General features: G+C 46.8%; 12 protein-coding genes. 5 read left to right on the forward strand and 7 right to left on the reverse strand.

Features of this window, described 5'->3' with window-relative positions:
* Positions 1-71 precede the first annotated feature (71 nt).
* Complete coding sequence (gene pta / locus KDN34_RS07045; protein ID WP_212596181.1) at positions 72-2210, reverse strand: phosphate acetyltransferase; 2139 nt, start codon at positions 2208-2210, stop codon at positions 72-74.
* A gap of 109 nt (positions 2211-2319) precedes the next feature.
* Positions 2320-3519 (reverse strand): acetate kinase, encoded by a 1200-nt coding sequence (ackA, locus tag KDN34_RS07050; protein ID WP_212596182.1) that lies wholly within the window; start codon positions 3517-3519, stop codon positions 2320-2322.
* 151 nt (positions 3520-3670) lie between these two features.
* Here ackA and yfbV point away from each other — a divergent pair, with 151 nt between their 5' ends.
* Positions 3671-4114: a terminus macrodomain insulation protein YfbV gene (yfbV, locus tag KDN34_RS07055; protein WP_212596183.1), complete on the forward strand. Its 444-nt coding sequence runs from the start codon at positions 3671-3673 to the stop codon at positions 4112-4114.
* Between the two features lie 2 nt (positions 4115-4116).
* Here the strand turns inward: yfbV and pflA are convergent, their stop codons facing one another.
* Both pflA and pflB read right to left on the reverse strand, forming a co-directional pair.
* Positions 4117-4857 (reverse strand): pyruvate formate lyase 1-activating protein, encoded by a 741-nt coding sequence (pflA, locus tag KDN34_RS07060; protein WP_212596184.1) that lies wholly within the window; start codon positions 4855-4857, stop codon positions 4117-4119.
* Between the two features lie 47 nt (positions 4858-4904).
* Complete coding sequence (gene pflB, locus KDN34_RS07065) at positions 4905-7187, reverse strand: formate C-acetyltransferase (RefSeq protein ID WP_212596185.1); 2283 nt, start codon at positions 7185-7187, stop codon at positions 4905-4907.
* A gap of 983 nt (positions 7188-8170) precedes the next feature.
* Between pflB and focA the strand changes: the two genes are divergently transcribed.
* Positions 8171-9058: a formate transporter FocA gene (gene focA, locus KDN34_RS07070; RefSeq protein ID WP_212596186.1), complete on the forward strand. Its 888-nt coding sequence runs from the start codon at positions 8171-8173 to the stop codon at positions 9056-9058.
* A 46-nt stretch (positions 9059-9104) separates the two neighbouring features.
* On the opposite strand, the gene ycaO is transcribed toward focA, so the two are convergent.
* A complete protein-coding gene (ycaO, locus tag KDN34_RS07075) occupies positions 9105-10868 on the reverse strand; it encodes a 30S ribosomal protein S12 methylthiotransferase accessory factor YcaO (RefSeq protein ID WP_212596187.1) in 1764 nt (587 codons plus the stop codon).
* Positions 10869-11091: 223 nt separating this feature from the next.
* Between ycaO and sohB the strand changes: the two genes are divergently transcribed.
* Complete coding sequence (gene sohB / locus KDN34_RS07080; RefSeq protein WP_212596188.1) at positions 11092-12108, forward strand: protease SohB; 1017 nt, start codon at positions 11092-11094, stop codon at positions 12106-12108.
* Between the two features lie 66 nt (positions 12109-12174).
* Here sohB and KDN34_RS07085 read toward each other — a convergent pair whose 3' ends face one another.
* On the reverse strand, positions 12175-13233 hold the full coding sequence (locus KDN34_RS07085; protein WP_212596189.1) for a DUF3083 family protein: 1059 nt from the start codon (positions 13231-13233) through the stop codon (positions 12175-12177).
* A 153-nt stretch (positions 13234-13386) separates the two neighbouring features.
* Between KDN34_RS07085 and KDN34_RS07090 the strand changes: the two genes are divergently transcribed.
* Positions 13387-13887, forward strand: coding sequence for a GNAT family N-acetyltransferase (locus KDN34_RS07090; RefSeq protein WP_212596556.1), 501 nt, complete (start codon positions 13387-13389; stop codon positions 13885-13887).
* On the opposite strand, the gene KDN34_RS07095 is transcribed toward KDN34_RS07090, so the two are convergent.
* Positions 13884-14513 carry an arylesterase gene (locus tag KDN34_RS07095; protein WP_212596190.1) on the reverse strand — a complete coding sequence of 210 codons (630 nt, stop codon included), beginning with the start codon at positions 14511-14513 and terminating at the stop codon, positions 13884-13886. The two genes, KDN34_RS07090 and KDN34_RS07095, sit on opposite strands and share 4 nt — an antisense overlap.
* Between KDN34_RS07095 and KDN34_RS07100 the strand changes: the two genes are divergently transcribed.
* Complete coding sequence (locus tag KDN34_RS07100; RefSeq protein WP_212596557.1) at positions 14494-15204, forward strand: ABC transporter ATP-binding protein; 711 nt, start codon at positions 14494-14496, stop codon at positions 15202-15204. The two genes, KDN34_RS07095 and KDN34_RS07100, sit on opposite strands and share 20 nt — an antisense overlap.
* The last annotated feature ends 2 nt before the right edge of the window (positions 15205-15206 follow it).

Raw genomic sequence — 15206 nt, forward strand, 5'->3', positions numbered from 1 at the left:
ATTTCAGGACGGGACAATTGGCGTAAAAAAGGCGCCGTGTTCGGCGCCTTTTTATAGACAAAGTAATGCTATTAGTTTTGCGTTGCCTGAATCGCCGTTAGCGCAATGGTATAAACAATATCGTCTACCAGTGCTCCGCGGGAGAGATCATTTACTGGCTTACGCATACCTTGCAACATTGGTCCAATACTGATGAGGTCTGCACTACGCTGCACCGCTTTATAGGTGGTGTTACCGGTATTCAGATCGGGGAATACAAATACGGTAGCTTTACCGGCAACAGGACTGTCTGGTGCTTTAGAGCGTGCTACGTTAGGCATTACGGCTGCGTCATACTGTAATGGACCGTCAATCACCAAATCTGGACGTTTTTCTTTGGCGATACGGGTGGCCTCACGCACTTTATCTACATCAGAACCACTGCCAGAGTTACCAGTAGAGTAACTGATCATTGCCACTCGAGGTTCAATCCCGAACGCTTTTGCCGATTCAGCGGATTGAATCGCAATATCTGCCAGTTGTTCAGCGTTTGGATCGGGGTTAATAGCGCAGTCACCGTAGACCAACACTTGATCCGGCATCAACATAAAGAAGATGGAAGAAACCAGGCTAGACCCCGGAGCAGTTTTAATTAACTGTAACGGTGGGCGGATGGTGTTTGCTGTTGTATGTACGGCACCAGAAACAATACCATCAACTTCATCCTGCGCTAACATCATCGTACCCAGTACCATGTTGTCTTCCAGTTGCTCGCGGGCAACGACTTCTGTCAGGCCTTTACCACGACGCAATTCCAACATTGGTTGTACGTAGTTTTCGCGTACTTCATCGGGGTCAATAATTTCGATATCTTCACCCAGGGTTACACCCTGTAGATTGGCAATACGGATAATCTCATCGCGTTTACCCAGTAACACACAGCGTGCAATACCGCGCTCGGCGCAGATTGCCGCAGCCTTAATGGTCCGCGGTTCATCACCTTCAGGCAGTACCACGGTTTTGCGCGCAGCTCTCGCCAGTTCAGTTAATTTATAACGGAATGCTGGTGGTGATAGTCTGTTTTCGCGAGGCGAGTTTTCAGTGACACTTTCAATCCAGCTCTGATCAATATGACTGGCGACATATTCCTGTACCAGGTCGATACGGACCGCATCATCAACGGGCACTTCATGATCAAAACGTTGGATGTTGAGTGAGGTTTGCCAGGTATTGCTATCGATCAAGAAAACCGGTAATCCAGTTTCGAAAGCCTGTTCACACAGTTCCATAATCGCAGGTTCTGGCTCATAACCGCCGCTCAATAGCAGTGCCCCGATTTTCACGCCGTTCATTGCCGCCAGACAGGCTGAGACAATCACATCAGAGCGGTCGCCGGAAGTTACTAACAGTGAATCAGTTTTAATATGAGTGACCATGTTGGGCAGTGATCTGGCACAGAACGTCACTTTACGAAGACGGCGAGTGTGCATTTCACCGGCATTCAGGATCCGGGCGCTCAGATGTTTCGCCAGATCAGACGCACGTGGTGATACCAGATCTAGGTTATAAGGTACGCTACCGAGGATCCGCAATGGACTTTTGCCCGGTAACTGGAACATACCAACAGTATCAATGTGCTGACTCGGATCATGGTCGAACATTTCAGACAAGTCAGGACGGGTACGGCCTTCTTCATCCACTGGTGCGCCAATCTTGTTGACGATGGCACCGATCAGCCGTTTATTCTGGGCTCCACCCCATGAATGATAAGCAATTTCCAGACGATTCATCAGGGCATTTGGCGTGTCATTTCCTGGGGTCGCGACGAAGATGATATCGGCATCTAATGCCTTGGCAACGGCGTAGTTAATATCATCAGCAAAATGGTGACTGCGTGTGTGTACCAGACCTTCCACAATCAATGTCTCAGTAGCGCCAACCGACTCAGAGACCCGCGCGATAATCTGCTCCATCAGCACATCGGTCTGATCCGCTCGGATCAGAGCTTCCGCATGAACCATATCAAATGGTTCCAGCGGGTTTACGGTTGGAGATTTACTCAGAATGGTGGTGGAACGTTCTGGACCTTTATCGTCAGGACGAAGCTGTGCAATAGGCTTGAAAAAACGCACTTTGACACCGTGACGCTCCAACGCGCGTACTATCCCCAAACTGATGGAAGTCAGGCCAACGCTGGTTCCAATAGGGATTAACATAATGTTACGGGACATAAAAACCTCGTGTAAAAACCGTTGCGAACTTTGAGAGTCGTCAATTCAGTTTTATTGCTTATTCAAGCACCGAATGCCGTAATTCTACGACATAGGGTGCTACTGCTGATCATGATTCAATCAGTTTTAATGCATCTGCTGCAATGACCCACTCTTCGTTGGTGGGCACTACCATGGCAATCGGGCTGCCATCAGCAGTGATGATCCCCTCATTGCCAAAGCGAGCGGCTTTGTTACGTTCGTCGTCTACCTCAAAATTAAAGATAGCCAGATTTTCTAATACCTTTTGGCGTACTAAGTTGGAGTTTTCACCAATACCACCGGTGAAGATAATGGCATCCAAACGTCCTAACGGTACGGTATAAGAGGCGATATATTTGGCCAGTCGGTAACAGAAGATCTCTAAAGCCAGCGTGGCGCCTTTGTGCCCTTCGGCGTAACCTTCTTCAATACCGCGGCAGTCGCTAGTCAGTTCTGAGATCCCCAAAAGGCCACTTTGCTTATTCAGCATGGTATTGACTTCATCAACGGTGTAACCCAACTGATGCACTAAGTGGTAGACAATTGAAGGATCCATATCGCCACTGCGCGTTCCCATGACTAAACCTTCCAGCGGTGTCAGGCCCATTGAGGTATCCACACTTTTGCCACCTTTTATCGCGGTGACTGACGCGCCGTTACCTAAATGTGCGGAAATCAGACACAACTCTTCAACAGGCTTATCGAGCATTTTTGCCGCTTGGCGGCTGACAAACAGATGGCTGGTACCATGCATACCGTAACGACGAATGCTATGTTCACGGTATAACTTATAGGGTAGGGCGTAGATGTAAGCCCGCTCTGGCATTGACTGATGGAAGGCCGTATCAAATACCGTGACTTGCGGTAAGTTAGGAAACGATGCAATGGCCGCACGGATACCGATAAGGTGGGCCGGGTTATGCAGCGGCGCGAGTGAGGCACATTCTTCAATACCATCAATGACAGAGTCATCAACAATGACAGAACGGGTGAATTTTTCGCCACCATGTACGATACGATGACCGATTGCCAGAATCTTTGAAGATAATTCCGGAAGTGGTCCGAGGATTTTATCTACGATAAACTCAACCGCTTCACGGTGCGCAGTGTAGGCTCCCAGCGACATTTCGTGCTTTTCACCGTTATATTTCCACTTGATGCGCGAATCCTTCAAACCGAAGCACTCAGCCAGCCCAGATACTTCGGCTTCCCCTGTGAGTGCATCTATTACGGCAAACTTCAATGATGAGCTGCCGCAGTTTAAAACCAATACCAGTTTATTTGACATCTTAATAAACCTTATGCCGTTTTATTAACTGATCCGGGAAAGCCACCTTCCGAACCTGTGTGCTTAACACTCATTCCCACTGTTCTATGTTGGGCCAGTTTTTGGAAATGTGCTAAGGTAAAAGCAATCATTCTTGCGCAGGGGGCATTCCTTGAATTCAGGTATCCTTAAAACCTTGAGCGATGGTCAGCATTATATGAAGACCTGGCCCATGGTCCGACAATTGGGGTATCACTTTCCCGAGTTTCGCGTGATCCGCGCAACGCGTTTGGCAACTACCTTGATGCCGGGGTTGGCCCTGCTTGCTGGCGGCAGCCAGCTGTATTTATATGGATGGGCCTATTTGCCTCAGGCATTAGCTACCATCCTGTTTTTTATCAGTATGCCGCTCCAGGGGATCTTCTGGTTGGGATGGCGTGCTCGTCATCCGCTACCGTTATCTCTGCTGGAGTGGGGAAATCAACTCAACGCCAGATTAATTGAACAAGGCGCGAGTTCTCGTCCACTTGGTGCTAAAGCCTGTTACATGGATATGGCAGTGATTCTGAAGCTGGCATTTGAGCGTCTTGAAGCCAGTTTCTGGGACGAGATTTAACCTTAATAACAGGTATTAATCCCGTGTTTGGTGAACACTGCTTTGATCTTCTCCATGGTTTCATGGCTTGGTGGTGCGACACCTTCTAACTCGTATGTCTCACCCATAGCTAACCACTTGTGCTTTCCTAGTTCGTGATACGGTAACAGCTCCACTTTTTCCACATTTTTCATGGGCTCAATGAACTTGGCTAGCATTTCGGCCGAAATTTCATCGTCAGTGTAGCCACCTACCACAACATAGCGAATCCAGGTCTTTTGTTGCCGCTTCGCAAGGTACTGTGCAAACTGTAACGTCCGCTGATTGCTCACTTTGGTCAGATCGATATGTTTAGCATCATCCATCTGTTTAATATCAAGCATCACCAGGTCTGTGTTGTCTAGCAGTTCATCGATCACCGGTGTGTATTTGCGTACAAAACCATTGGTGTCGAGACAAGTGTGAATACCGTTTTGTTTGCAGGCTTTAAACCATGCGGCTACAAACTCAGCCTGCAGCACGGCCTCCCCACCACTGGCGGTAACACCGCCACCACTGGACTCATAGAACGGTCGATAACTGAGCACTTGCTCCATCAGTTCATCGACCGTGACGTCTTTGCCGTCATCCAAATCCCAGGTGTCACGGTTATGACAGTATTTGCAGCGCATCAGACACCCCTGCATAAATGCAATGAAACGAATGCCGGGGCCATCTACTGTGCCAAAGGATTCAACCGAATGGATTCTTCCTGTAACTGTCATCAACGCTCCTGAAAAAGGCTGCAATGTTATCATTGCAGCCAATCTTATCAGATGGATTTGGTGAAAGTACGGGTAATTACGTCCTGTTGTTGTTCAGGTGTCAAAGAGTTGAACCGAACTGCGTAACCGGATACACGGATGGTCAGCTGAGGATATTTCTCAGGATGTACCATGGCGTCTTCCAGCATTTCGCGGTTCATCACGTTAACGTTGAGGTGTTGACCACCTTCATGCCCTGGTTTGTGAGCAAAATAACCATCCATCAGTGCCGCTAGGTTGGCGCGACGAGCTGGCTCTTCTTTACCCAAAGCATTAGGCACAATAGAGAAGGTGTAAGAGATCCCATCCTGAGCGTGAGCAAATGGCAGTTTTGCCACTGAAGTCAGTGAAGCAACCGCACCTTTTTCATCACGGCCATGCATTGGGTTTGCGCCAGGAGCAAATGGTGCCCCGGCACGGCGACCGTCAGGTGTGTTACCAGTTTTCTTACCATAAACCACGTTAGAGGTGATGGTCAGGATAGATTGCGTTGGAATTGCATTACGGTACATCTTCTTATGGCGGATCTTATCCATAAAGCGTTGTACCAAATCACAGGCGATGTCATCAACGCGAGCGTCGTTGTTACCAAATTTTGGATATTCGCCTTCGATTTCAAAGTCAACGGCAATGCCGTTTTCGTCGCGAATGGGTTTTACTTTGGCGTATTTAATTGCAGACAGTGAGTCTGCTGCAATTGACAGACCGGCAATACCACAAGCCATGGTGCGGCGAACATCACGATCATGCAGCGCCATCAAGGCTGCTTCATAACTATATTTGTCGTGCATGTAATGAATGGTATTCAGGGCAGTTACATACTGAGTTGCCAACCAGTCCATCATATTGTCCATGCGAGCCATAACTTCATCAAAGTCCAGTACGTCAGAGGTCACTGGGGCAGATTTTGGTCCTATCTGCTTTTTCAGTTTTTCATCGACGCCACCGTTGATGGAGTAGAGCATAGTTTTTGCCAGGTTAGCGCGAGCACCAAAGAACTGCATCTGTTTACCAATGATCATCGGACTCACACAGCAGGCGATACCGTAGTCATCAGACATAAAGTCTGGGCGCATCAGATCATCGTTTTCATACTGGATGGAGCTGGTGTCGATAGATACTTTGGCACAGTATTTCTTAAATGCATCGGGTAGTTGCTCAGACCAAAGCACAGTGATATTTGGCTCTGGGCTCGGTCCCATGTTGTATAGCGTATGCAGGAAACGGAAACTGGTTTTGCTCACCAGCGGACGACCGTCCAGGCCCATACCACCAATGGATTCAGTAGCCCAAATTGGGTCGCCAGAGAACAGTTCATCATATTCTGGGGTACGCAGGAAGCGAACCATACGCAGTTTCATTACGAAATGGTCAATCATTTCCTGAGCCTGCTCTTCAGTCAGCAAGCCTTTCTTAAGATCACGTTCGATATAGATATCGATGAAGGTTGAGGTACGACCCAGGGACATCGCCGCACCGTTCTGACTCTTCACTGCAGCCAGGTAGCCGAAGTAAGTCCATTGGATGGCTTCTTTGGCATTGGTCGCAGGGCCAGAAATATCGACACCGTATTTTGCTGCCATGGTTTTCATCTGAGCCAAGGCGCGGTGTTGTTCAGCGATTTCTTCGCGTAACTGGATGACATCACTCAGATTCTCACCAGCTTCCATCTGTGCTTGCAGTGAGGAGAACTGAGCAAATTTGTCTTTCATCAGGTAGTCGATGCCGTATAACGCAATGCGGCGGTAGTCACCGATGATACGGCCACGACCATAAGCATCAGGCAAACCTGTCAACACACCAGATTTACGGCAAGCCAGAATTTCTGGGGTATAGACATCAAATACACCCTGGTTGTGGGTTTTACGCAGTTCGCTATAAATATACTTAAGCTGAGGATCCAGTTCACGACCGTAGGCTTCGCATGAACCTTCTACCATGCGAATACCACCGTTAGGCAGCAGGGCACGTTTCAGTGGCGCATCAGTTTGTAAGCCAACGATGGTTTCAAGTTCGCGGTCAATATAACCAGCGTCATGAGAATCAATGGTGGAGACTTTGTCAGTGTCAAAATCGACAGGAGCATGAGTTCGGTTTTCCTGCTTGATGCCTTCCATCACTTTTCCCCATAAAGTGTTGGTGGCTGCAGTAGGACCAGCGAGGAAGGATTCATCACCTTCATAAGGTGTATAGTTGTTCTGGATAAAGTCACGTAAATTGACTTCAGTTTTCCACTCTCCAGGAACAAACCCTTCCCACGCTTTTTGGAACAGATCAGTTGTGTCGGTCATCGTACTTCACCTTTTGTTTGATAAAGTGGGCGGGATTACTGTCCAGTCTGCTTCCTTGGGACGTTAACCCCTGTTCAGTCTAACTGCCTGCTTCTCTGGTGGGAGAGCAAGGCTTCAGGTACCAAATCAACCGGTCTCTTACCGATTGAAGAATATCTGTAAATGCCCTTAACCTAAATTGGTAAGACCAATTGTCCAGAAAGATATTAGCATAAGATTGGGAGTGGTCGCACCACTTAATATCTCTTTGGCTTAAGTTAATGCTAAATTTGCTAGCCAGTTATCAAATTTTGAACAATTAAGATCTGTAACAGGCAGTGATATTCACTAAAAAAAGTCTAAATGGCAGATGATTCATTCAGTATTTTTGCGAGTAATTACTCTAATCCATTGATAACCCACTGTTCAGATTAATCTTTGAACAAGCACACAGAATTCTTCAACGGAATATTACATCGCATCATTCACCTCAACTTGGATTTGGCTGGTCCGTTTTAACATAAAAAATACGAGATTAGTCACTGACGGATGATGAATTTATGTTATAGGGAAGGCACTGTCCTATAGATGATCAAATCAACATGCGCAGTCACACTACAGCCAAAGACTGTTCGGTCAATGCTTCATATTGATTAATTATTAGTCAGTTCAAGATGGCGGTAAAGAATGTGACCCTGGTCAGACATCGATCGAACCGTTGGCAATAAAACAATTTTTGAGCTGTCAGCCAATATTGGAAGGATCTGAGACATAGGTAACATCTTTAGTGGTGCGAATTGATTTTTGACAGGGTAATGATGCATAAATAACCAGACGACGATGTGGTTTTGCAAAATTTGCTTTTAAATCAAAAGTTTCTAATTTTTGGTAACTTTGCGGTCGAAATTAATCAATGTTTCGGCAGACCGAGTAGTTAATGGCCTGTTCGCTGATTATATGCTTAGCCAAAAAACTCGGTTGCTGCCCAACAAGGTGGTAAAAAAATGAAACTGTTTTCTGAACATTTGCAAAATGTCATCGCTAGTGGTGAAGGAAAAGTCAATAAGCCATCCATTTTTCGCTTTATACAAGCGATCTACGCTGGATTTTTCATCGGTCTGGCCTTCGTTTTTTACGTTACTGTCACAACCGGAAGTTCCGATGCGCATTGGGGCGCGGTACATCTCATGGGCGGTGTAGTATTTAGCCTTGGCTTGATACTGGTGGTGCTGTTCGGGATGGAACTCTTCACTAGCACGGTATTGTCTGCGGTGGCGTGGGCACAGGGCCGGGTGAGTTTCTCCAGAATGTTATCCTGTTGGATTGAAGTGTATGTCGGTAATGCCGTTGGCGCATTGGTGCTTGTCGGACTGGTGTGTGCTGGTGGTCTGTATATGACAGATGGTGGTCAATGGGGGCTGAACGTTATCGGGATTGCCTTACATAAAGTTCACCATACCTGGAGCCAGGCGTTTGTCCTTGGGATGATGTGTAACATTATGGTTTGCCTAGCTGCCTGGTTTGCTTATATGAGTAAAGATGTTGGTACTAAAGCACTATTGATGGTGATGCCTGTGGCGCTGTTTGTCGCAACTGGTTTTGAGCACAGTATCGCCAACATGTTTATGCTGCCTTTAGGTATCGCTTTTAAACATTTATTACCTGCAGATCTGCTGTTGAGCCATGGGTATACTGCAGAAGTTTTGGAAGCCTTGAGTTTCAATCATATTGTAAGTTCCAACCTTATCCCCGTTACCTTGGGCAATATTGTTGGCGGTGCGGGCTTCATTGGCCTGGGGATCTGGGCTACTGAAAAAGCCTCAGGCGCCCAGGATGCTAAGGTTGCCGAGAGTGAAAAGGCGACAACCAGTTCTACCAAGTCCGTTTCGTAATAATCTAGAACATACAAAAAACCGGCGTTAAGCCGGTTTTTTCACATTAAGCAAGCCAGTTGTTATATGCCGTCTTGGCTTTTTGCAGTTTCATATAGGCTTGCAGCAGACTTTGGTGTTTTGCTGAGCTTAATAGTCCGTTTGCTAATGGTAAGTCATAACCCGCGGCCTCACCGTTGATATGAGCCAGAGCTATATCAATATCTTTTGCCGTAAACATACGGCGGAATTTGGGTAGGTATTCCGTTGGTTCACGATCTTCTTCCATCATTTGCAGCAATGCCAGCAGCGCATGATAGAAGCGTAACCGTGGTTGTTTTTCGGCGGTAATTCCGTAGGCATTGAAGTCTACCGTCCATTGTGCCCAGTCGTGTGCATCGGTTAAATCTTGTATTGCTAACGCAAGCAAACAGCGCAATTCACCGATACGTAGGGTTGCCCAAGGACTGTTGGCATCCACAGCTATGCAGAGTAATTGATCTAGTGGTTGGAATTCGTCGACATCCAGTGAATCAATCTCATTGAGAACTGCGGTCGCCTTATCTTGGTCCGTGGGCGATTGTAACCAGGATTGCATTAATTCACGCAGATGCATGGCCCGGTTGTTATTAGCAAATGACAGGTCATCCACCGGATAGATTTCTGAGTAACCTGGTACTAACACGCGGCAGGCGTAGGTTTGCAGATGGCTATAGTCGGCAATGTAAACTTCGGCATTTTCGTCATGAAATTTGGCAAGCAGATGAGCAAACTCCTGCTCGGTGGTGCCGCTAAAGTTCCAGTCACTGAATGGGTAGTCGGGACTTTCGCGAAACAGATCCCAGGACACTAGGCCCGAAGAGTCAATGAAATGAGTTTCTAGGTTGGTATGATCGGCAACTTCATCGTTATTGAACGATGGTGAAGGGAAAATATCCAAGTCTTTGAGACTACGACCTTGCAATAGCTCAGTTACCGTACGCTCTAATGCCACTTCAAAGCGAGGATGAGCACCAAAAGACGCGAAACAGCCGCCGTTTTGCGGATTAAATAACGTTACACAGATAACCGGATAACGACCGCCCAAAGATGCATCAAAGCACGTGATTGGGAAGCCTTCAGCCTCCAACGCCGCAACTGCCTGCTGAACTTTTGGAAAACGTGCGACAACATTGGGGGGGATTTCCGGCAGGGAGATACATTCCGAGATAATCTTATTCTTGACGTAACGCTCAAAGCATTCAGATAACGCCTGAGTTCTGGCTTCGGTTTGACTATTGCCGGCAGACATGCCGTTACTGACATATAAATTGCCGATGATATTCATCGGAATATAAATTTGTGCGCCATCGGACTGACGTTCAAAGGGCAAGGCACAAATACCGCGTTGCGAATTACCCGATTGCACGTCGATTAGTGTGGAGAGATCCAAATCGTGTTGTGGGTCGTAATGCTGCCACAGATATTCATCAAGTAATCCTTGCGGACGGTCGTCAGTCAGCGGAAACCATTTTTCATTGGGGTAATGAACAAATGGGCTGTTAGCGATCTCCTGACCTAAATGGAAATCAGCAAAAAAGTAGTTACAGGCGAGTCGCTCAAAATACTCACCGAGCGCGCTGGCCAATGCCGCATCACGACTGGCACCTTTACCATTACTGAAACACGCTGGACAGTTACGATCCCGAATATGCACTGACCATACATTGGGCACTGGATTTAACCAGGATGCTTGCTCAATATCAAATCCCAGATCAGCCAATCTTTGCTGCATGGTATTGATAGAAACTTCCAGCGCTTCATCTTTGCCGGGAATATATGTCAGAGTCATGAAAAAACCTTGAATGGTAGCCGTCTATAGGGGGGCGCATGTTAGCACAGTCGGCGCTAAGTTTAGCAATAATTATCATTCAAGCCTTTCGACTTGTTGGTCCAGATAATTGTGTTCAATAGTCACTAGGACAGAAATACAGGTTTTTTATCAAAATGTTGGCTGCTAAAATGGCTGCCAATTTTCAGTATGTTGCAGCCAAAGGCTGCCGGGGCTCAGTAACTTGGAATTTTTGTACGAATACGGAATGTTTTTGGCAAAGGCCATTACTATCGTCGTAGCGATTGCTGCGGTTGTGATTATCATCGTTGCGGCTTCAATGAAGCAGAAACATGACCGCGGAGAACTCAAGCTTACACACATCAGTGAAGAACTACAGTCATTACGTCATCATCTCAAAGAAGAGTTGCTAGATAAGAAGGCGTTTAAAGCTTACGAAAAGCAATATAAAGCTGAGCAAAAAGCCAAGGAGAAACAAACTGCCGAAACACCACAACAGAAGGTGTTTGTGCTGGAATTCAAAGGGGGGATCGAAGCGTCGGAAGTTGCTTCGTTACGTGAAGAAATTTCTGCGGTTCTGGCGATCGCCGATAAAGATGATCAGGTTGTGATTAATCTGGAAAGTGGCGGTGGTATGGTGCACGGTTATGGCCTGGCGGCCAGTCAATTAGAACGTTTGCGGCGTGCCGGTGTACCTTTTACCGTTTGCGTTGACAAAGTTGCTGCCAGCGGTGGATATATGATGGCGTGTGTTGCTAATCATATCGTCGCTGCGCCTTTTGCTATTGTGGGTTCCATAGGTGTTGTCGCACAGTTGCCGAACTTCAATCGGTTATTGCGTAAACATGACATCGATTACGAGCAACACACTGCTGGTGAGTTTAAACGTACGTTGACGTTGTTCGGTGAAAACACCGATGAAGGGCGTGCCAAGTTTCGCGAAGAGTTGGAGCAAACGCATGAACTGTTTAAAGGTTTTGTAACCAATTTCCGGCCGCAGCTTGATGTCTCCAAAGTGGCTACCGGGGAACACTGGTTTGGTCAACAAGCGGTAGATTTAGGCCTAGTGGATGAAATTGGTACCAGCGACGATTTATTGATGAAGCTGGCGGATGAAAAGCTGGTCATTAAAGTGCGTTATCAGATCCGCAAAAAGATCACTGATAAATTGGCCCATAGCGCTTCACTGATGTTGAGCGAGTGTTATGACCGACTTTTGCAAAAGAACCGGCCAATGTAATGCGTTAGACGGGTAAAAAAGCAAAGGCAAGGTGATTCACCTTGCCTTTGTTGTATCGGCAGCTATTTACAGTGGATAACTGATGTGCTGATAGAAGCCGACCATCATTTCCTGAGTTTTAGGATCAAGTTCGATGGCTTTGGCAAATTCTTTCAATGCGGCTTCCACTTGATTCATATAGCGGCAATAGCCGGGCTCCGCATAATCATCATTGGTGGCGACCAGAATGAAATCCACCGCTTCCACTTGTTTCTTACCATCCCAGTGTTGCAGAAATTTGGGTTCATTGTCATTGGGGTTAAAACCGATCATGACCGTTTCTTTAGTGGTTCCCAATTCTTCATATTTGCTGTTGCGCACCAGTGGAGTTAAACCGTTACCCACCATGGCAACATGCTTCAGATGTTTCTGGTTTGTCGCCGCCAGGAACCGGTCTTCAAGATATTGGTACAGCGCTGAGTAGTCACCAGTATCCTGTTTCAGCACGGCCATTTTTAACTGACGACTCAATGGTAATGTAACTTTCACATAGGCTGTGGAGGTGTAATTGGTCGGCAATTCACACTGTCTGGACTTATAACGCATATAGATATTGCGCAACTTATAGCCATAGGTCTTATGCTCATCTTTTGCAGAAGCAAAAAGATCATAAGTCATATGTTGATGGTCACGAATTTTCACTGTCAGATTTTGTTCAGGCAATAACGGCAGCAAATCCTTTATCACTGCTCGCACCCGATTGTGAAAGTTCGCGGCATTGGCACGAATATCACGCCCGGTGGCCAGAAACAGGAAACGCAACTTGCGGGCTTTATAATCTGACTCGAAGTAAACGCTCTGCGCTTCATGGTAAGCAGGGTTATAGAAGAACAGGATCTGCTCAGCGGTTTGGAGTGTGTAAGCTTCAGTGTGGTAACGGACTACTGGTAATTTGTCGTTAGCGATCACATGGACATTAAACAGTTCCTGGTCAGCCGCCATTTTAAAAAACTGTTCACTGATGCTGCGATAGCATTGTTCATAGCTATCGTAATGCGCCAGTAAGGCGTCAGTAACCTTAATATCTACCATAATGTACTGATTGGTGCGAGTCGCCAAAGGTACGTAGAGTTTTTGCAGCAACATAATGATTCCTTGTAAATCATCATTTAACGAATGTGGATATTTTAACCGTTTTGCAGTTGCTGAAATATAGACCGCAAGCACCTTTATGCACGACATTTATTTATGCTAAGTTACCGTTTTCAAGAATAAAACTAATCTGAAGGTATGTGGATGATTGTTGCCACCACAGACAGGCTCATTCTGCGACATTTTACGGATAACGACGTGGCGGCGCTTTATGAAATGAATCGTGATCCCCAGATACTGGAGTACATTCCTGCTGCACCATTTCAACAGTTATCTGATGCAGAGCGAGTACTACAGGATGTGATATATGCAGATTATCAGCAATACGGTTATGGCCGCTGGGCGGTTGAGTTTAAAGCCAGTAGCCAGGTCATTGGCTTTTGTGGCCCCAAATATTTACCTGAGTTTGGCCGCGTAGAACTTGGGTATCGTTATTTTCCGCAATACTGGGGGATGGGGATTGGCTACGAGGCGGCGAGTGCTGCTTTACCTTTATTCAAGGAACGCTGCGGCGTTGATGAAGCTATTGCCCTAATCCTGCCGGGGAATAGGGCATCCGTGGCGCTGGCCAACAAGTTGGGAATGCAGATACTTTCACGTGGTAAGTTCTTAGGTCATGAAGTCGATCTGTTTCATATCTGGCTTTAACGCTTTTTCTCCAAAGCCTGTTTAACCCAGGGCAACATAAAACTGGTGATTTGAGGTTGGGCCTGTTCGTTAGGATGTATGCCATCTCGCTGCATCAGTTCAGGATGAGGTGCAATTTTTGTCATAAAGAAAGGAATGAGTGTCACTGACTCCTGTTTTGCTAGCTCATCGTATACGGCCGTAAAGGCCTTTTCATAACGTGGCCCATAGTTTGGCGGTACCATTACTTGTGATAGCAGAACCTCAGCATCTGACTGGCGCGAAAGGTCGATGATTCGTGAAAGATTATTTTTGAGCTCTCTCGGTGAGAATCCTCGTAAGCCGTCATTCCCTCCCAATTCAATCAGCACGACGTCAGGGTGTGATGATTGCAACAATCCCGGCAATCGTCTCAAGCCTCCCGCTGTTGTTTCTCCACTGACAGAGCCGTTAATAATGGTATGCTCAGGTAAAGCTTTGCGCAGACCTTCAACCCAGCCTTTGGATTCATCGACGCCATAGCTGGCCCCAAGGCTGTCACCTAATACTAGTAAGGTGGCGGCATGGAGTGGTAAAGCGAGAAGCACCAGTAATAGATAGATTGCAGGACGACAACATAAGGAAGCGATTTTGAACAACAGCGCCATAAAAGTTTCCCATTTGATTAAAACAGTAACAACTCAGGAAGGTGAACTGACTATCCTGAAAGGCATTAATTTGGATGTCAAGCGAGGTCAGAGTGTTGCCATTCTCGGGCCGTCAGGTTCAGGTAAGTCAACATTACTTGGATTGTTGGCAGCATTAGATACGCCAAGTAGCGGTGAAATATGGCTGGATGGCGAACCGTTGTCTGCGCTTAACGAAGAGCAAAAAGCGGCGTTGAGAAAGCAGAAGGTGAGCTTCATTTTTCAGTCTTTTATGTTGGTGGACACACTGAATGCACTGGAAAATGTGATGTTGCCAGCTGAACTGGCCGGGATTGCCGGTGCCAGAGAAAAAGCGCGCAAAATGCTGGAGCGGGTCGGGTTAGGGCATCGATTAGCGCATTATCCAAAGCAGCTTTCCGGTGGCGAACAGCAACGTGTTGCAATTACCCGAGCCTTTATTTGTGAACCTACAGTGTTGTTTGCCGATGAGCCTACCGGCAATCTGGATAAGCAGAATGCCGATAAGGTCGCTGATATGCTGTTTGCAATGAACCAGGAAAGTTCGACCACTCTGGTGTTAGTCACCCATGATTTACATCTGGCTAGCCGTTGCGAGCGTCAATTGGTGATGGAGGATGGCCAGTTGTTTGAACAAGCTAGTGGAGATGTAGCATCGGCTCAGGAGGGGTAATG

It is taken from the genome of Shewanella yunxiaonensis (assembly GCF_018223345.1).
GTDB lineage: Bacteria > Pseudomonadota > Gammaproteobacteria > Enterobacterales > Shewanellaceae > Shewanella > Shewanella yunxiaonensis.